Source organism: Staphylococcus sp. TCBT05 (assembly GCF_055179755.1).
The window spans coordinates 609,711-630,289 of record NZ_JBUQDQ010000038.1 but is presented as its reverse complement, the minus strand read 5'-3'; the positions used below and the strand labels follow the sequence as shown (position 1 = coordinate 630,289).

The 20,579-nt window shown below is 34.1% G+C and carries 16 protein-coding genes; all 16 read left to right on the top strand.

Going from position 1 to position 20,579, the window contains the following annotated elements:
• Positions 1 to 42: 42 nt before the first annotated feature.
• The 16 genes from hslU (at position 43) to infB (ending at position 20,175) form a co-directional block, all read left to right on the top strand.
• Positions 43 to 1,446, top strand: a complete 1,404-nt coding sequence (gene hslU / locus ACY191_RS10100) for an ATP-dependent protease ATPase subunit HslU (RefSeq protein ID WP_042738858.1) — start codon at positions 43 to 45, stop codon at positions 1,444 to 1,446.
• Between the two features lie 24 nt (positions 1,447 to 1,470).
• Entirely contained in the window at positions 1,471 to 2,244 is a 774-nt protein-coding gene (codY, locus tag ACY191_RS10095; RefSeq protein WP_042738857.1) for a GTP-sensing pleiotropic transcriptional regulator CodY, read from the top strand.
• Positions 2,245 to 2,518: 274 nt separating this feature from the next.
• Positions 2,519 to 3,307, top strand: a complete 789-nt coding sequence (gene rpsB, locus ACY191_RS10090; RefSeq protein WP_042738856.1) for a 30S ribosomal protein S2 — start codon at positions 2,519 to 2,521, stop codon at positions 3,305 to 3,307.
• Between the two features lie 92 nt (positions 3,308 to 3,399).
• A complete protein-coding gene (tsf, locus tag ACY191_RS10085) occupies positions 3,400 to 4,278 on the top strand; it encodes a translation elongation factor Ts (protein WP_042738855.1) in 879 nt (292 codons plus the stop codon).
• 133 nt (positions 4,279 to 4,411) lie between these two features.
• Positions 4,412 to 5,134: a UMP kinase gene (gene pyrH, locus ACY191_RS10080; RefSeq protein ID WP_042738854.1), complete on the top strand. Its 723-nt coding sequence runs from the start codon at positions 4,412 to 4,414 to the stop codon at positions 5,132 to 5,134.
• A gap of 16 nt (positions 5,135 to 5,150) precedes the next feature.
• Positions 5,151 to 5,705, top strand: a complete 555-nt coding sequence (gene frr / locus ACY191_RS10075) for a ribosome recycling factor (protein ID WP_042738853.1) — start codon at positions 5,151 to 5,153, stop codon at positions 5,703 to 5,705.
• Between the two features lie 225 nt (positions 5,706 to 5,930).
• A complete protein-coding gene (locus tag ACY191_RS10070) occupies positions 5,931 to 6,704 on the top strand; it encodes an isoprenyl transferase (protein WP_042738852.1) in 774 nt (257 codons plus the stop codon).
• Between the two features lie 9 nt (positions 6,705 to 6,713).
• Complete coding sequence (locus ACY191_RS10065) at positions 6,714 to 7,496, top strand: phosphatidate cytidylyltransferase (protein ID WP_042738851.1); 783 nt, start codon at positions 6,714 to 6,716, stop codon at positions 7,494 to 7,496.
• A 305-nt stretch (positions 7,497 to 7,801) separates the two neighbouring features.
• Positions 7,802 to 9,088 carry an RIP metalloprotease RseP gene (gene rseP / locus ACY191_RS10060; RefSeq protein ID WP_042738850.1) on the top strand — a complete coding sequence of 429 codons (1,287 nt, stop codon included), beginning with the start codon at positions 7,802 to 7,804 and terminating at the stop codon, positions 9,086 to 9,088.
• A gap of 28 nt (positions 9,089 to 9,116) precedes the next feature.
• Positions 9,117 to 10,817, top strand: a complete 1,701-nt coding sequence (locus ACY191_RS10055; protein WP_107527422.1) for a proline--tRNA ligase — start codon at positions 9,117 to 9,119, stop codon at positions 10,815 to 10,817.
• Between the two features lie 439 nt (positions 10,818 to 11,256).
• Entirely contained in the window at positions 11,257 to 15,573 is a 4,317-nt protein-coding gene (locus tag ACY191_RS10050) for a PolC-type DNA polymerase III (RefSeq protein ID WP_042738848.1), read from the top strand.
• 254 nt (positions 15,574 to 15,827) lie between these two features.
• On the top strand, positions 15,828 to 16,295 hold the full coding sequence (gene rimP, locus ACY191_RS10045) for a ribosome maturation factor RimP (RefSeq protein WP_042738847.1): 468 nt from the start codon (positions 15,828 to 15,830) through the stop codon (positions 16,293 to 16,295).
• A gap of 20 nt (positions 16,296 to 16,315) precedes the next feature.
• Positions 16,316 to 17,485 carry a transcription termination factor NusA gene (nusA, locus tag ACY191_RS10040; protein ID WP_107512724.1) on the top strand — a complete coding sequence of 390 codons (1,170 nt, stop codon included), beginning with the start codon at positions 16,316 to 16,318 and terminating at the stop codon, positions 17,483 to 17,485.
• A 20-nt stretch (positions 17,486 to 17,505) separates the two neighbouring features.
• Complete coding sequence (gene rnpM, locus ACY191_RS10035) at positions 17,506 to 17,790, top strand: RNase P modulator RnpM (RefSeq protein WP_042738845.1); 285 nt, start codon at positions 17,506 to 17,508, stop codon at positions 17,788 to 17,790.
• The gene (locus ACY191_RS10030) at positions 17,787 to 18,104 is read left to right on the top strand and encodes a L7Ae/L30e/S12e/Gadd45 family ribosomal protein (protein ID WP_042738844.1); all 318 of its coding nucleotides are present in this window, start codon (positions 17,787 to 17,789) and stop codon (positions 18,102 to 18,104) included. Before rnpM ends, ACY191_RS10030 begins: the two co-directional genes overlap by 4 nt.
• Before the next feature lie 4 nt (positions 18,105 to 18,108).
• Complete coding sequence (infB, locus tag ACY191_RS10025) at positions 18,109 to 20,175, top strand: translation initiation factor IF-2 (RefSeq protein ID WP_042738843.1); 2,067 nt, start codon at positions 18,109 to 18,111, stop codon at positions 20,173 to 20,175.
• Positions 20,176 to 20,579 lie beyond the last annotated feature (404 nt).

Below are 20,579 nucleotides of genomic sequence, written 5' to 3'. Positions count from 1 at the left end.
ATTGTTTTTTAATTATTATGCATAAATGGAGGTTATACAGATATGGACACGAATGGTATTAAACTAACACCAAAAGATATCGTTTCAAGTCTGAATGAATATATTGTCGGACAAGAAGATGCAAAACGTAAAGTCGCAGTTGCGCTTAGAAATAGATATCGCAGAAGCTTGCTCTCTGAAGAAGAAAAGCAAGAGATTGCACCTAAAAATATTTTAATGATTGGTCCAACAGGTGTTGGGAAGACAGAAATTGCTAGAAGAATGGCAAAAATTGTAGGTGCGCCTTTCATCAAAGTGGAAGCTACTAAATTTACAGAAGTAGGCTACGTTGGTCGTGATGTTGAAAGCATGGTTAGAGATTTAGTTGATGTAGCAGTACGTTTAGTAAAGGAACAAAAAAAATTACTTGTTGAAGATGAAGCTAGAGAGAAAGCAAACGAAAAACTGGTTAAGTTGTTAGTACCTAGTATGAAGAAAAAAGCGAACCAAAATAACAACCCGTTGGAATCATTATTTGGAGGGGCAATGCCTAACTTCGGACAGAATAGTGACGAAGAGGAAGAAGCCCCAACTGAAGAAATTAAAACTAAACGCTCTGAAATCAAACAACAATTATTAAATGGGCAACTAGAAGAGGAAAAAGTTCGCATTAAAGTTGAGCAAGACCCAGGAGCTATGGGTATGTTAGGTACAAACCAAAATCAACAAATGCAAGATATGATGAACCAATTATTGCCTAAGAAAAAGGTAGAGCGAGAAGTGCCAGTAAAAACTGCGAGAAAAATATTAGCAGATGAATTTGCAGATGAATTGATCGATCAAGAATCAGCAAACCAAGAAGCAATTGAACTAGCAGAACAAATGGGCATTATCTTTATTGATGAAATAGACAAAGTTGCCACAAATAATCAAAATTCTGGTCAAGATGTGTCAAGACAAGGCGTTCAAAGAGATATCTTACCAATTCTTGAAGGTAGCATGATTCAAACGAAATATGGTACTGTAAGTACGGAACATATGCTGTTTATTGGTGCTGGTGCATTCCATGTTGCTAAGCCAAGTGATTTAATTCCTGAGTTGCAAGGTCGTTTTCCAATTCGTGTTGAATTAGAAAGTCTTTCAGTAGAAGATTTTGTTAGCATATTAACAGAGCCTAAATTATCACTTATCAAACAATATGAAGCATTGTTACAAACAGAAGATGTGACGGTGAACTTTACTGACGAAGCGATTCAGCGTTTAGCTGAAATTGCATTCCAAGTCAATCAAGATACGGATAATATCGGTGCACGTCGACTACACACGATTTTAGAGAAAATGCTTGAAGATTTATCGTTTGAAGCACCAAATATGCCGAATGCTGTGGTTGATATTACACCACAATATGTCGATGATAAATTGAAAACAATCTCAACAAATAAAGATTTAAGTGCATTTATTTTATAATATAAATTACAAAGGAGTAAGAATATGAGCTTATTATCGAAAACTAGAGAATTAAACACACTTTTGCAAAAGCATAAAGGAATTGCCGTTGATTTCAAAGATATGGCGCAAACGATTAGTAGTGTAACGGTAACAAATGTATTTATCGTTTCAAGAAAAGGGAAAATTTTAGGATCAAGCTTAAACGAATTATTAAAAAATGAACGTATTATTCAAATGCTTGAAAATCGTCATATCCCAAGTGAGTATACAGACCAATTAATGGACGTAAAGGAAACACAATCTAATATTGACATTGAAAATGTACTCACAGTATTCCCACCTGAAAATAAAGATCTATTTACTGATAGTCGTACGACAATCTTCCCAATTCTAGGTGGTGGGGAACGTTTAGGTACTTTAGTATTAGGTAGAGTTCAAGATGATTTCTCTGAAAATGACCTAGTATTAGGTGAATATGCTGCAACAGTAATCGGTATGGAAATTTTAAGAGAAAAGCATAATGAAGTTGAAAAAGAAGCTCGAGATAAAGCTGCAATTAGCATGGCTATCAACTCATTATCATATTCTGAAAGTGAAGCAATCGAGCATATTTTTGAAGAGTTAGGCGGAAAAGAAGGCCTACTTATTGCTTCTAAAGTTGCAGATCGTGTTGGCATTACAAGATCAGTTATTGTTAATGCATTACGTAAATTAGAAAGTGCGGGCGTTATAGAGTCACGTTCACTCGGTATGAAAGGTACTTTCATTAAAGTTAAAAAAGATAAGTTCTTAGACGAATTAGATCGTTTTAAATAAAAAGAATTTAATGTTGTATATAAAAAAAGAACGTGAGAATTGACTAGGTTGAACGCGTGTTATAAATTTCGTTCATTGTTATAACACGTTCTTTTTTTATGTCATAATTCAACTAATGAAATAGTTGCTTTATAAATACAAATGTGATATATTTATTCACGGCTATAAAGCCAATACACACATAAGAAGTGAAAGTATAAACGGTGCGATAATTCATTATCGTGTTTGTATGAGCTTTTTATGGAGGTAGAAAACCAATAGGAGGAATTTAATCATGGCAGTAATTTCAATGAAACAATTGCTAGAAGCAGGTGTTCACTTCGGTCACCAAACACGCCGTTGGAACCCAAAAATGAAAAGATATATCTTCACTGAGAGAAACGGTATTTACATTATCGACTTACAAAAAACAGTGAAAAAAGTAGAAGAAGCTTATAACTTCATCAAACAAATTTCTGAAGATGGCGGTAAAGTTTTATTCGTTGGTACGAAGAAACAAGCTCAAGAATCAGTTAAAGCTGAAGCTGAGCGTTCTGGTCAATTCTACGTTAACCAAAGATGGTTGGGTGGAATCTTAACTAACTATAAAACAATCTCTAAACGTATTAAACGTATCTCTGAAATTGAAAAAATGGAAGAAGATGGCCTATTCGAAGTATTACCTAAAAAAGAAGTTGTAGAACTTAAAAAAGAATATGACCGTTTAATTAAATTCTTAGGCGGAATTCGTGATATGAAATCAATGCCTCAAGCATTATTCGTTGTTGATCCTCGTAAAGAGCGCAACGCAATTGCTGAAGCACGTAAATTAAACATCCCAATCGTAGGTATCGTGGATACTAACTGTGATCCTGATGAAATTGATTACGTTATCCCTGCTAACGATGATGCTATCCGTGCCGTTAAGTTATTAACTGGTAAAATGGCAGATGCAATCTTAGAAGGTCAACAAGGTGTATCAAATGAAGAAGTAGCAGCTGAACAAAACATTGATTTAGAAGAATCTAAAGAAGCTACTGAAGCAGAAACAACTGAAGAAGACACTTCTGTTGAATCAAACTAAGAATAATGTAAAATGGGTGATAAGATAAATAGGCTTATCACCTTTTTTTAAGATAAATTTATTAAAATTCATTAATAATGGAGGAATATGAAATGGCAATTTCAGCTAAACTTGTAAAAGAATTACGTGAAAAAACTGGCGCTGGTATGATGGACTGTAAAAAAGCGTTAACAGAAACTGATGGAGATATTGATAAAGCAGTTGACTACCTACGTGAAAAAGGTATTGCAAAAGCAGCTAAAAAATCTGATCGTATTGCAGCAGAAGGTCTAGTACATGTTGAGGAGAAAGGAAACGAAGCAGCAATCGTTGAAATCAACTCAGAAACTGACTTCGTTGCACGTAACGAAGGTTTCCAAAACTTAGTTAAAGAAATTGCTATCCAAGTATTAGAATCTAAAGCTGATTCAGTTGAAGCATTATTAGAAACTACTTTACCAAGTGGTGAAACAGTAGACCAACGTATGAAAGAAGCAATTTCTACAATCGGTGAGAAATTAAGCATTCGTCGTTTTGCTGTGAGAACAAAAACTGACAACGATTCATTCGGTTCATACTTACACATGGGTGGACGTATCGGTGTATTAACAGTAGTAGAAGGTTCTACTGATGCTGAAGCAGCAAAAGATGTAGCAATGCACATTGCGGCAATCAATCCTAAATATGTTTCATCTGAACAAGTAAGTGAAGATGAAATTGCTCACGAAAGAGAAGTATTAAAACAACAAGCATTAAATGAAGGTAAACCAGAAAATATCGTTGAAAAAATGGTAGAAGGTCGTTTACGTAAATATTTACAAGAAATTTGTGCAGTTGACCAAAACTTTGTAAAAGATCCTGATCAAACAGTTGAAGCTTTCTTAAAATCTAAAGGTGGAAAACTTGTTGACTTCGTACGTTATGAAGTAGGCGAAGGAATGGAAAAACGCGAAGAAAACTTTGCTGACGAAGTTAAAGGACAAATGAAATAATTTTTCATAGCTTGAACAAGAAAGAAGACACCTTTTGTGCTCCATATGAAAGATTTACTTTTGTATTGGAAGACCTATTGTGTCTTCTTTACTTGTATCAATTACATATTTTTACAATAGAGAGGATAAGACAATGGCTCAAACTTCTAAATACAAACGTGTTGTTTTAAAATTAAGTGGCGAAGCACTAGCAGGTGAGGATGGTTTTGGAATTAATCCAATCATTATAAAAAGTGTTGCTGAACAAGTGGCAGAAGTTGCTAAGATGGATTGCGAAATTGCAGTCATCGTTGGTGGCGGCAATATTTGGAGAGGTAAGACAGGTAGTGACCTCGGTATGGATCGTGGTACAGCGGATTATATGGGTATGTTAGCTACTGTAATGAATGCATTAGCATTACAAGACAGTTTAGAGCAACTAGAATGTGATACGCGCGTTTTAACTTCAATTGAAATGAAACAAGTAGCAGAACCATACATTCGACGCCGTGCAATCAGACATTTAGAGAAAAAACGTGTTGTAATTTTCGCAGCTGGAATAGGTAATCCATACTTTTCTACTGACACAACTGCAGCTTTACGTGCAGCGGAAGTTGAAGCTGATGTTATCTTGATGGGTAAAAATAACGTTGATGGCGTTTATTCTGCAGATCCTAAAGTAGATTCAAGCGCGGTCAAATATGAACACCTTACTCATATTCAAATGTTACAAGAAGGTTTACAAGTAATGGACTCAACAGCATCATCATTCTGTATGGATAATAATATTCCATTAAATGTATTTTCAATTACAGAAGAAGGTAATATTAAACGTGCTGTAATGGGCGAAAAAATAGGAACTTTAATTACAAAATAATTAGGAGTGTATGACAATGAGTGACATTCTTCAAGACACAAAGTCAAAAATGAAAAAATCTATTGATAATCTATCAAGAGAATTAGCTAATATCAGTGCAGGTAGAGCCAATTCTAATTTATTAAACGGAGTAACAGTTGATTATTATGGTGCACCTACACCAGTTCAACAATTAGCAAGCATCAATGTGCCAGAAGCACGTTTATTAGTGATTTCTCCATATGACAAGTCTTCTGTTGCTGATATTGAAAAAGCAATTAATGCTGCAAATCTTGGTGTTAATCCTTCAAGTGATGGTGAAGTAATTCGTATTAGTGTACCAGCATTAACTGAGGAGCGTCGTAAAGAATTAGTTAAAGACGTTAAAAAAATCGGTGAAAATGCTAAAGTTGCAATTAGAAATGTTCGCCGTGATTCTAATGACGAACTTAAAAAACAACAAAAAGATGGCGACATCACTGAGGATGATTTAAGATCTCAAACAGAGGATGTTCAAAAGTTAACTGACGATTCTATTAAACAAGTAGATGAACTATTAGACGAAAAAGAAAAAGATATAATGTCAGTATAAACATGGTAAGAATGCATTTATTCTAAGTTATGAGCATATTGCGTAAGCATGTCATCATAATTATTATAGCAATGCATAATTTTATCTGAACTGTATCAAATAGGACTTTGGTACAGTTTTTTTATTTGTTTATTCAACGTGCTTATCTATTATGATAAAATGGTAGATAAATGTATCGTGAACCTATTATAATAAACAGAGAGACGCAAGCTCGGAGGAAATACCATGTTTAAAAAGTTAAATAAACAGAAAAAGAAACAATCACAGCAATTAAATTCTGAAATAGACTTACATAATATACCAGAACATGTTGCAATCATAATGGACGGAAATGGTCGATGGGCAAAAAAAAGAAAGTTACCTCGCATCAAGGGTCATTATCAAGGTATGCAAACAGTTAAAGAAATTACTAGAGAAGCTAGTGATTTAGGTATTAAATACTTAACGTTATATGCGTTTTCTACAGAAAATTGGTCTAGACCTAAAAGTGAAGTTAACTATATCATGAATTTACCTGTTAATTTCTTGAAAACATTTTTACCAGAATTGATTGAAAAAAATGTAAAAGTTGAAACAATTGGTTTTATGGAACACTTGCCAGATTCAACATTAAAAGCTATCAATAAAGCGATTGAAGAAACGAAAGACAACACCGGCTTACGTTTAATCTTTGCATTGAACTATGGCGGTCGTGCAGAAATTGTGCAGAGTATGAAAACAATATTCGATGAATTATCTAATGAGGGACTTACAAGTGATTCGATTAATGAAGCAATGATAGAAAAACACCTAATGACACATCGTTATCCAGATCCGGAATTGCTAATTAGAACTTCAGGAGAGCAAAGAATTAGTAATTTCCTAATTTGGCAAGCATCATATAGTGAATTTATTTTCAATGAAAAATTGTGGCCCGACTTCGACAAAGAAGAGTTAATAAATTGTATTAAAATTTATCAATCACGCCAACGTCGATTTGGCGGGGTTATAGATAGTTAGGAGAAAAGTATGAAAGTTAGAACTTTAACAGCAATTATTGCGCTGATCATTTTCCTTCCAATTTTATTAAAAGGTGGATTTAGTTTAATTTTATTTTCATATTTACTTGCTTTTATCGGTTTAAAAGAATTGCTAAATATGAATATGATTAAGTTCTTATCAATTCCAGGTATAATAAGTGCATTAGGTGTGCTTATTATTATGTTGCCACAAGATGCTGGTACATGGGTTAATGATTTACAACTTAAATCATTAATTGCAATGAGTTTCATTCTATTAAGTTATACAGTATTGTCGAAAAATAGATTTAGTTTTATGGACGCAGCCTTCTGTTTAATGTCAATTGCATATGTTGGTATTGGATTTATGTACTTATATGAAACACGATCAGAAGGTATACATTACATATTATTTGCCTTTTTAGTGGTATGGTTAACTGATACAGGAGCATATATCTTTGGTCGCCTAATGGGTAAACATAAGCTGTGGCCTGTAATTAGTCCTAATAAGACAATCGAAGGTTTTATTGGTGGTTTGATTTGTAGTTTAATTGTTCCATTAATTATGATTATGTTTGTGGACTTTGATATTGCGACATGGTTATTATTAATTCTTACAGTGATACTAAGTATGTTTGGTCAGTTAGGTGATTTAGTTGAATCTGGATTTAAACGTCACTTTGGTGTGAAAGATTCCGGCCGAATTTTACCTGGTCACGGTGGTATTCTCGATAGATTTGATAGCTTTATGTTTGTATTACCATTATTAAATATTTTCCTTATTCAAATGTAAGTTTAAATTATAGATTTACACGTAAAATAGATATATCTTTTACAGGAGTTAATGAATAATGGATCCTAATTTCTAAGTAATTAGGTGAAATTGTTTCTTAACTCCTTTTCACAAGGTTAGAAAATCTATGTTAAAAATTAGATCATATCGAATTGGTATAGTTATGTGTAACGTAAAGTAGAGTTGTGTTATACTTTTATAATCTTGAGTAATGCTTAAGAAACAATAATATGTAATTAAATGTTTAAAGATGGTAACAACGTCACAATAATTAATTTATATCGAAAAATATGAGGTGTATTGAATTGAGTTTTCTAGTAACAATAATATCTTTTATCATCGTATTTGGTGTACTGGTTTCCGTTCATGAATATGGACATATGTTCTTTGCCAAAAGAGCAGGAATTATGTGCCCCGAATTTGCTATTGGTATGGGTCCCAAAATATTTAGTTTCAGAAAGAATGAAACGTTATATACAATTCGACTATTGCCAGTTGGTGGTTATGTTCGAATGGCGGGTGATGGTTTAGAAGAATCACCTGTACAACCTGGAATGCATGTTAAAATCAAAGTGAATGATAATAACGAAATAACGCATATCATATTAGACGATCAACATAAATTCCAACAAATCGAAGCAATTGAAGTAAAGCAATGTGATTTTAGTGAAGGCTTATACATTGAAGGTGTCACAGCTCATGATCAAGAACGTCACCATTATCAAATCGCTAAAAAAGCTTTCTTTGTGGAAAATGGTAGCTTGATTCAAATTGCACCTAAAGATCGTCAATTCACATATAAAAAGCCTTACCAAAAGTTTTTAACTTTATTTGCAGGTCCATTATTTAATTTTTTACTTACTTTAGTTATTTTTATCGGACTGGCTTATTATCAAGGTACGCCTACAAATAGTATAGATAAAGTTTTTGATCATACACCTGCCCAACAAGCAGGGTTACAATCTGGTGATAAAATCACTAAAATAGCCAACTATGATATCAAAAATAAAGATGATATAGATAAAGCGATGGCCAATGTGAAAGATCAGAAAACAAAGGTTACGGTAGAACGCGATGGGAAAGAGAAATCGGTTGAAGTTAAGCCTAAAAAAGTAGAACAAAAAATGACGAAAACACAGTCTGAGACAAAATATATACTTGGCTATCAACCTGGAACCGAACATTCGCTATTTAAACCAATTGTCTCTGGTATTGAAAGAACAATATTTGCAGGTAAATTAATCTTTACTGCAATTTTAAGTATGATTGCCAGTATTTTCACGGGTCAATTTTCATTTGATATGTTAAATGGTCCTGTGGGTATATATCACAATGTGGATTCAGTTGTAAAAACTGGTATTATAAATTTAATTTCGTGGACTGCATTATTGAGTGTTAACTTAGGTTTAATGAATTTACTACCTATTCCTGCACTTGATGGTGGCCGAATTTTATTTGTAATTTACGAAGCAATTTTTAGAAAGCCAGTTAATAAAAAGGCAGAAACAACAATTATTGCAATTGGTGCGGTATTTGTATTGATAATTATGGTCTTAGTGACTTGGAATGATATCCAACGCTATTTCTTATAATGTAGATTAGAGAGGAGCAAACAAAGTAATGAGACAATCAAAAGTATTTATACCAACGATGAAAGAAGTTCCTTCTGGTGCTGAAGCACTAAGCCATCGTTTATTATTAAAAGCGGGGTTAATTAAACAAAGTACAAGTGGTATTTATAGCTATTTACCACTAGCAGCAAGAGTATTAAATAATATAGAAAGTATTGTTCGAGAAGAAATGGAACGTATCGATGCAGTGGAAATCTTAATGCCTGCATTACAACAAGCAGAACTTTGGGAAGAGTCTGGACGCTGGGATGCATACGGTCCTGAACTTATGCGTTTACAAGATCGTAATGGACGAGGATTTGCATTAGGTCCAACACACGAAGAAGTTGTTACATCAATTGTTAGAGATGAATTGAAATCTTATAAGCAATTACCATTGACGTTATTCCAAATTCAATCGAAATTTAGAGACGAAAAGCGCCCACGCTTTGGATTATTACGTGGACGTGAATTTATCATGAAAGATGCATATTCATTCCATGCAGATGAAGCATCTTTAGATGAATCATATAATGATATGTATGATGCTTATGGTCGTATATTTAAACGTGTTGGTATCAATGCACGTCCAGTAGTGGCTGACTCTGGTGCAATTGGTGGTAGTCATACACATGAATTTATGGCATTAAGTGAAATCGGTGAAGATACGATTGTCTATAGTGAACAAAGTGACTATGCCGCAAATATTGAAAAAGCTGAAGTTGTTTATGTACCAAATGAAAAACATGATGAAATTCAACCGTTATCAAAAATTGAAACGCCAAACATTCATACAGCAAAAGAGTTGGCAGACTTTCTTGAGAAACCATTAGATGAAATTACTAAATCTATGGTATTTAAAGTTGATGGTGAATTTATCATGGTCTTGGTACGTGGTCACCATGAAATTAATGATATTAAATTAAAGGCTTATTTTGAGACAGACAATATTGAATTAGCTACAGAAGCTGAAATTGTTAATTTATTGGGGGCAAAACCAGGTTCATTAGGACCAGTTACTGATAAAGAAATTAAAGTTTACGCAGATAACTATATCCAAGATTTAAATAATATTGTTGTTGGTGCAAACGAAGATGGTTACCACCTATTGAATGCAAATTTAGATCGTGACTTTAATGTTACTGCTTTTGGAGATTTCAGATTTATATTAGAAGGTGAAGCATTAGCGGACGGATCTGGTGCTGCTAAATTCGCAGAAGGTATTGAGGTAGGACAAGTCTTTAAATTAGGTACCAAGTATTCAGAGTCAATGAATGCTACGTTTTTAGATAATCAAGGTAAAGCAAAACCATTATTAATGGGTTGTTATGGTATTGGTGTATCAAGAACGTTAAGTGCTATCGTTGAACAAAATAACGACGAAAATGGTATTATTTGGCCAAAATCAGTTACTCCATTTGATTTACATTTGATTACGATTAATCCAAAGAAAGATGATCAGCGTGAATTAGGTGATGATTTATATACACAATTAGCTGAACATTTCGACGTGTTGTATGATGATCGTAAAGAACGCGCAGGTGTTAAATTTAACGACGCAGATTTAATTGGATTACCAATTAGAGTCGTTGTCGGTAAAAATGCTGCCGAAGGTATTGTTGAAGTTAAACGTAGAGACAATGGTGAAAGCGAAGAGATACATGTGAATGATTTAATTAATTATGTGAATGAGTTATATACGAAACTTTAATTAAATTATTTGGCATATTAATAAGTCAATTTAACCGTTTATATGATAGAGAAATTAGAATTAAAATGCACGATTAAATAGCATTAGATTTTAAAACATATAATAAATCAAATTGTTATAAGGCATAGAAATGAGCGTACAGATCTGAATTGAGACGCTAATTTATGATTAGCTCAACACAAGAAATGCATAATAGGGAGTGGACTAAGAAATCTGATATACCCAGAGATTTCGATTCCACTCTCTTTTCTATGAATTACTATGTTTCATACTATGCATTGCGCCACTTTTATGAATTGTGGGAATTTTTAAAAGTGATGCATTTATATATTAGAAATATAGGTAAATGCGTTATAATATAGAGAATGATAAAAAATACATACACCGTCATTGAGAGAAAAATAAAAACAGTGTAATACAAAGTAAGGTGGTAATCGTCATGGCAATGACAAATCAGGAAAAATTCAAAGTCTTAGCTGATCAAATTAAGATTGCGAATCAGTTAGATTCAGAATTTCTTGAGCAAAGTGAATTAAATCGAGTTGATGTATCGACGGCAGATCGTTCTTGGATATTTCAAATTACATTCCCGTACTTTTTATCTATAGAAAACTATTTATTATTTATTAATGCCATTCAAGAAGAATTTAAATCTATAGCTAAAGTAAGTTGTAACTTTACTATTCAAAATAAAGCAAATCAAGATGAGTATGCGATTAAATATTTTAGTTATTGTATTGATCAAACTAAGTTATCACCAAAAGTTAAAGGACAATTGAAGCAAAAGAAATTGATTATGTCTGGTGATGTCTTGAAGGTCATGTGTCAAAATGATGTTGAGCGTAACCATTTTGATAAGGCATGTAACGGTAGTTTGATTAAAGCGTATCAGCAATGTGGTTTTGATATCAGCGGTATTATCTTTGAAACAGATAGTGTTGGTACTGAAGATGATTTGGCTTCACTCGAGGCACATATTCAACAAGAAGATGAGCAAAGTGCGCGTGAAGCAACAGAAAAATTAGAAAAAATGAAAGCTGAAAAGGCAAAACAACAAGACAACAATGAAAGTAATGTAACGAAATGTCAAATTGGTAAACCAATTCAAATTGAAAATGTTCGTTCTATAGAATCAATAGTCGAAGAAGAATTCAAAGTAGCTGTTGAAGGTGTTATCTTTGATATTAACTTAAAAGAATTGAAGAGTGGTCGTCATATCGTAGAACTAAAGGTAACTGACTACACAGATTCATTAGTACTAAAAATGTTTACACGTAAAAATAAAGATGATTTAGATCATTTTAAAGCATTGAGTGTCGGAAAATGGGTTCGTGCACAAGGAAGAATTGAAGAGGATACATTCGTACGTGATCTAGTGATGATGATGTCGGATATTGAAGAAATTAAAAAGAATCCAAAGCAAGATAAAGCTGAGGATAAAAGAGTTGAATTCCATTTACATACATCAATGAGCCAAATGGATGGTATTCCTAATATCTCTGCATATGTAGAGCAAGCTGCAAAATGGGGACATAAAGCAATTGCTGTAACAGATCATAATGTTGTTCAAGCATTTCCAGACGCTCATAATGCCGCAGAAAAAAACGGCATTAAAATGATTTATGGTATGGAAGGCATGCTCGTTGACGACGGTGTTCCTATTGCTTATAAACCATTTGATTGTGACTTGAAATCTGCTACATATGTTGTATTTGACGTGGAAACAACAGGGCTATCAAACCAATATGATAAAATCATTGAACTTGCTGCAGTTAAAGTCAAAGATGGCGAAATTATTGATAAATTTGAACGTTTCAGTAATCCACATGAAAGATTATCAGAAACAATTATCAATCTAACGCATATTACGGATGATATGTTAATAGATGCACCTGAAATTGAAGAAGTACTCACAGAATTTAAAGCATGGGTTGGAGATGCAATATTTGTAGCTCATAACGCTTCATTTGATATGGGCTTCATTGATACAGGATATGAACATGTTGGTTTAGGTGAGTCAACTAATGGTGTAATTGATACCTTAGAGTTATCACGTACGATTAATACAGAATATGGTAAACATGGCTTGAATTTCTTGGCTAAAAAGTATGGCGTTGAACTGACACAACACCATAGAGCCATTTATGATACAGAAGCAACGGCTTATATCTTCATTAAAATGTTAAAGCAATTAGAGGAATTAGGTGTTAATAACCATAAAGATATTAATCAGTCACTCTCCAATGAAGATGCATATAAAAGAGCGCGACCAAACCATGTAACACTTATTGTACAAAACCAACAAGGTTTGAAAAATCTCTTTAAAATCGTTAGTGAATCATTGGTCCATTATTACTATAGAACGCCAAGAATTCCACGTTCGTTGCTAGACGAATATCGTGAAGGAATACTTGTTGGTTCTGCTTGTGACGAAGGTGAAGTATTTACTGCGGTAATGCAAAAGGATCAATCTCAAGTAGAGAGAATTGCGAAATATTATGATTTTATTGAAGTACAACCACCAGCATTGTACCAAGATTTAATTGATAGAGAATTGGTTAGAGACAACGAAACGCTACACGAAATTTATCAACGTTTATTACAAGCTGGTCAAACAAACCAAATTCCAGTCATCGCTACAGGCAATGCGCATTATCTATTTGAACATGATAGTATTGCTCGAAAAATATTGATTGCATCACAGCCTGGGAATCCACTAAATCGATCTACGTTACCTGAAGCACATTTTAGAACAACAGATGAAATGCTCGATGAACTACATTTCCTAGGTGAAGAGACAGCATATGAGATTGTTGTGAAAAATACGAATGAATTAGCTGATCGTATCGAACGTGTAGTTCCGATTAAAGATGAATTATATACACCACGTATGGATGGAGCCAATGAAGAAATACGTGAACTAAGTTATTCTAATGCTAAAAAACTTTACGGTGAAGACCTACCACAAATTGTTATTGATAGGCTCGAAAAAGAATTGGCAAGTATTATCGGTAATGGTTTCGCAGTAATTTATTTGATTTCGCAACGCTTGGTAAAAAAATCATTAGATGACGGTTATTTAGTTGGTTCACGTGGTTCGGTTGGATCTAGTTTTGTTGCGACAATGACCGAAATTACAGAAGTAAATCCATTGCCGCCACACTATATTTGCCCTCAATGTAAGGAAAGTGAATTCTTTGATGATGGTTCTGTAGGTTCAGGGTTTGATTTACCGGATAAAAAATGTCCACACTGTGATTGTGATTTAATTAAAGAGGGACAAGACATACCTTTCGAAACGTTCTTAGGATTTAAAGGTGATAAAGTACCTGATATTGACTTGAACTTTAGTGGTGAATATCAACCAGAAGCACACAATTATACCAAAGTATTATTTGGTGAAGATAAAGTATTCCGTGCAGGTACAATTGGTACTGTTGCTGAAAAAACTGCCTTCGGATTTGTAAAAGGTTATTTAAACGACCAAGGAATTCACAAACGAGGCGCCGAAGTAGACCGATTAGTTAAAGGTTGTACAGGTGTTAAAAGGACAACTGGGCAACATCCAGGTGGTATTATTGTTGTACCAGATTATATGGATATTTATGACTTTACACCGGTTCAATTCCCAGCAGATGATCAATCATCATCATGGATGACGACGCACTTTGATTTCCATTCTATTCATGATAATGTATTGAAACTTGATATCCTTGGACACGATGATCCTACAATGATAAGAATGCTTCAAGATTTATCTGGTATTGATCCTAAGACGATTCCAGTTGATGATAAAGAAACGATGGGAATATTTAGCTCACCAGATCCTTTAGGTGTAACTGCTGATGATATTCTGTGTAAGACGGGAACATTCGGGGTGCCAGAATTTGGTACTGGATTTGTTCGACAAATGCTTGAGGACACGAAGCCGACTAGTTTTTCAGAATTAGTAAGAATTTCAGGTCTGTCCCATGGTACGGATGTATGGTTAGGTAATGCACAAGACTTAATACGCTCAGGCACATGTGATTTATCTAGTGTTATCTGTTGTCGTGACGATATTATGGTTTATCTAATGTATAACGGCTTAGAGCCTTCGCTTGCCTTCAAGACTATGGAATTTGTCCGAAAAGGTAAGGGTCTAACAGATGATATGGTTGAAGCTATGGTGGATAATGAAGTGCCAGATTGGTATTTAGATTCATGTAGAAAGATTAAATACATGTTCCCGAAAGCACATGCTGCTGCATATGTTTTGATGGCTGTTCGTATAGCATACTTTAAAGTACATCACCCATTGTATTATTATGCAAGTTACTTTACAGTGAGAGCGTCAGATTTTGATTTAATAACAATGATTAAAGATAAAGTTAGCATCCGTAACACTGTTAAAGATATGTATTCACGTTATATGGATTTAGCTAAAAAGGAAAAAGATACCTTAACTGTATTAGAAATAATGAATGAAATGGCACAAAGAGGCTATAGAATGCAACCAATCAGTTTAGAGAAAAGTAAAGCATTTGAATTTATTATTGAAGGTGACACATTAATTCCACCATTCATTTCGGTTCCAGGCTTAGGTGAAAACGTTGCTCAAAGAATTGTGGAAGCTAGAGATGAAGGACCATTTTTATCTAAAGAAGATTTAAACAAAAAGGCCGGATTATCACAAAAAGTTATTGATTACCTAGATGAATTGGGTTCTTTACCAAATTTACCCGATAAAGCGCAATTATCTATATTTGATATGTAAGCAGGAATCACTTAACATAATGTTGTGTCCACTTTTTCAAAAGTAAAAGAATTGAATAATTATGTAAAAGTAAATAAAGCGTCTAAATTTAACACAAATGCCATGTCATATTGTCATCACGGGATTGTGATTATGTAGTTATTTGTCTACATGAATAACATATGATATAATAATAGTGCTTAAAAAATTAGACTCAGGCAGAAAGAGTGGGCATAATACCCGCTCTTTTCTATTTGCCAAAAAAGGAGGTCAGCATGAGTAAAATAACTGAGCAAGTTGAAGCAATTATTCAGCCAGTGCTTGACGACTTAAATTTTGAATTAGTTGAAGTTGAGTTTACTAAAGAAGGAAAAGACCATTTCTTAAGAGTTTCAATCGATAAAGATGGTGGCGTGGACTTGAATGACTGTGCATTAGCATCTGAAAAGATTAGTGAAGTAATGGACCAAGAAGATCCTATTCAAGAAATGTATTATCTTGATGTGGCATCACCTGGTGCTGAAAGACCAATCAAAAAAGAAAAAGATTATCAAAACGCTATTTCTAAACCGGTATTTGTTTCTTTATATGCACCTATTGAAGGCGAAAAGGAATGGCTAGGTATTTTACAATCAGTTGATGATGAAACTATTGTTATGGAAGTAAAGGAAAAATCTAAAAAGAAACAAGTTAAAATTCCAAGAAGTAAAATCGCTAAAGCACGTCATGCTGTAATGATTTAACGTGATTAGGAGGATAAATCGTGTCAAGTAATGAACTATTATTAGCTACTGAATATTTAGAAAAAGAAAAAAAAATCCCTAGAGAAGTATTAATCGACGCAATTGAAGCAGCTTTAATTACTGCTTATAAGAAAAATTATGATAGTGCGAGAAGCGTTCGTGTTGAATTAAATATGGACCAAGGCACATTTAAAGTGATTGCACGTAAAGATGTAGTAGAAGAAGTCTTTGATGATAGAGACGAAATCGATTTAAGTACTGCATTGGTTAAGAACCCAGCTTACGAAGTCGGTGATATTTATGAAGAGGATGTTACACCAAGTGACTTTGGCCGTGTGGGCGCACAAGCTGCGAAACAAGCAGTAATGCAACGTTTACGTGATGCTGAACGCGAAATTTTATACGATGAATTTATCGACAAAGAAGACGATATTGTTACTGGACTTATCGATAGAGTAGATCATCGTTATGTTTATGTAAATTTAGGACGTACAGAAGCTGTGTTATCTGAAGCTGAAAGAAGCCCTAATGAAAGTTATATTCCAAATGAAAGAATTCGTGTTTATGTTAATAAAGTGGAACAAACAACGAAAGGGCCACAAATTTATGTATCACGAAGTCATCCAGGTTTGTTAAAACGTTTGTTTGAACAAGAAGTACCAGAAATCTTCGATGGCACAGTTATTGTCAAATCAGTTGCACGTGAAGCAGGCGACCGTTCTAAAATTAGTGTGCATTCTGATAATCCAGACATCGATGCAGTTGGCGCATGTGTGGGTTCAAAGGGTGCTCGTGTTGAAGCGGTTGTAGAAGAACTTGGTGGAGAAAAAATTGACATCGTTCAATGGGATGAAGACCCGAAAGTATTCGTGAAAAATGCTTTAAGTCCTTCACAAGTATTACAAGTTATCGTTGATGAAGAAAATCAATCAACTGTTGTTGTTGTACCTGATTACCAATTATCATTAGCAATTGGTAAACGTGGTCAAAATGCTAGATTAGCTGCAAAATTAACAGGTTGGAAGATCGATATTAAATCAGAATCAGATGCTAGAGAAGCAGGTGTTTATCCAGTAGCTGAAACAAAAGCACAACCAGTTGAGGATACAGAAGACATTGAATTGGAAGAATCAATTTCTGAAATAACTGAAGCACCAGAAAATTCAGAAACAGATAAAGACGCTGAATAATTAATTGGAGTGATCGCTTTATGAAAAAGAAAAAAATTCCAATGCGTAAATGTATACTTTCGAATGAGATGTTTCCTAAAAATGACATGATTCGTGTAGTAATTAACAAAGAAGGCGAAATATTTGCTGATGCAACTGGCAAGAAACAGGGTCGCGGTGCATATGTATCTAAAGATGTTAAATCAGTTGAACAAGCACAAGAAAAAGGTATCCTAGAAAAATATTTCAAAGCCGATGCAGAAACTTTAGATCCAGTTTATAAAGAAATTATACGTCTTATATATCGCGAAGAGATTCCTAAATGAACAAAGACCAAATAATAAATTTTTTAGGCTTAGCAATGCGTGCTGGAAAAGTTAAAACAGGTGAATCAGTTATTTTAAATGACTTGAAAAAGAACAAATTAAAATTCGTGATTGTCGCATCAGATGCTTCTGAAAACACTACAAAGGTGATTAAGAATAAATGCGACAGCAATCGTGTGCCTATGCGCATTTTTGCTTCACGAGTTGAACTAGGACAAGCATTAGGAAAATCAGAAAGAGTCAACATAGGAATTACCGATCAAGGTTTTGCTAAGAAATTATTGTCAATGATAGATGAATATAGTAAGGAGTGACTATATGAGTAAACAAAGAATTTACGAATATGCAAAAGAGTTAAATATAAAAAGTAAAGACATTATAGATGAATTAAAGAAAATGAACGTTGAGGTTTCAAATCATATGCAAGCTTTGGAAGCTGATCAAATTAAAGAATTAGATAAAAAATTCAAAGCAAGCCAATCAACTGATTCAAAGAAATCACAACCAAAATCAAATCAAAAACCAGCACCTAAAAATAACAACAAGAAAAATAATAAAGGCAACAACAAGAATAATAAAGGTAACAACAAAAATAACAAGAAACAACCAAAACAAGAAGAACCTAAAGAAACTCCTTCAAAAATTACTTATCAAGATGGAATTACAGTTGGTGAATTAGCAGACAAATTAAATGTTGATTCATCAGGTATCATTAAAAAGTTATTCTTATTGGGGATCATGGCAAATATCAACCAATCATTAGACGATGAAACATTAGAATTAATCGTTGATGATTATGGCGTTGAAATTGAAAAAGAAGTTGTGATAGATGAAGAGGATTTATCTGTATACTTCGATGATCCATCTGAAGATGAACAAGCAGTAGAAAGACCAGCTGTTGTCACTATTATGGGTCACGTAGACCACGGTAAAACAACATTATTAGATTCTATAAGAAATACAAAAGTAACTGCTGGTGAAGCAGGTGGAATTACACAACATATCGGTGCTTATCAAATCGTCAATGACGGTAAGAAGATTACATTCTTAGACACACCTGGTCACGCAGCATTTACAACTATGCGTGCGCGTGGAGCACAAGTTACAGATATTACTATCTTAGTTGTTGCAGCAGATGATGGTGTTATGCCACAAACAATCGAAGCCATTAATCATGCTAAAGAAGCAGATGTACCAACAATCGTAGCTGTGAATAAGATTGACAAACCAACTTCAAACCCAGACCGCGTTATGCAAGAATTAACTGAATATGGTTTAATTCCAGAAGACTGGGGTGGCGATACAATCTTTGTACCACTTTCTGCTTTAAGTGGAGAAGGTATCGATGATTTATTAGAAATGATTGTCTTGACTTCTGAAGTACAAGAATTAAAAGCAAATCCTAGTCAACGTGCTGTGGGTACAGTTATTGAAGCTGAATTAGATAAATCTAGAGGTCCAGCTGCGTCATTATTAGTACAAAACGGTACACTAAACGTTGGTGATCCAGTCGTTGTAGGTAATACGTATGGTAGAATTCGTGCAATGGTTAATGACTTAGGTCAACGCATTAAGACTGCTGGTCCATCTACACCTGTTGAAATTACTGGTATCAACGATGTTCCTCAAGCTGGGGATAGATTCGTTGTATTTAAAGATGAAAAACAAGCACGTAGAATAGGCGAAGCACGTCACGAATCTAATGTGTTACAACAACGTCAAGAGAGTAAAAGCGTTTCATTAGATAACTTGTTTGAACAAATGAAACAAGGTGAAATGAAAGACTTAAATGTGATTATTAAAGGTGATGTTCAAGGTTCTGTTGAAGCATTGGCAGCGTCATTAATGAAGATTGATGTTGAAGGTGTAAATGTACGTATAATTCACACTGCAGTTGGTGCAATCAATGAATCAGATGTAACATTGGCTAATGCATCAAATGGTATTATCATTGGTTTTAATGTGAGACCTGATACTGGTGCAAAACGTGCGGCCGAAGCTGAAGGTGTAGATATGCGTTTACACCGTGTTATTTATAACGTTATCGAAGAAATTGAATCAGCTATGAAAGGTATGCTTGATCCTGAATACGAAGAACAAGTTATCGGACAAGCAGAAGTTAGACAAACATTTAAAGTGTCTAAAGTTGGTACTATCGCAGGTAGTTATGTTATAGATGGTAAAATAACTCGTAATGCTGGTGTGCGCGTGATTAGAGACGGTATCGTACAATTTGAAGGTGAATTGGATACATTGAAACGTTTTAAAGATGACGCAAAAGAAGTTGCACAAGGTTACGAATGTGGTATTACAATTGAAAAGTATAATGACCTTAAAGAAGGCGATATTATCGAGGCCTTTGAAATGGTTGAAATTAAAAGATAATTGAGTGATTTTTAGATTTATAAAAATATATGATTAAATAGATAAGTAGTAATCCATTTAAGAGAAATGGATTACTACTTTTTTTGTTTTATAATCGTATTGTTGGCTCGCGTTCCTAGGGGCCAGCTTCAGCCTGTAGTCTTCAGCATGTCCTGTTCCCTCAGGAGTCTCGCCAACAATACGAGTTCAATAAATTAAGCAATAAAAGGGCGATACCATTGCCTTTAATTAAAAAGTTCAAAAATGATATCTAATGCATTCAAACTTTGTATATTATAGATTGTTGGCTCGCGTTCCTAGGGGCCAGCTTCAGCCTGTAGTCTTCAGCATGTCCTGTTCCCTCAGGAGTCTCGCCAACAATACGAGTTCAATAAATTAAGCAATAAAAAGGGGATACCATTACC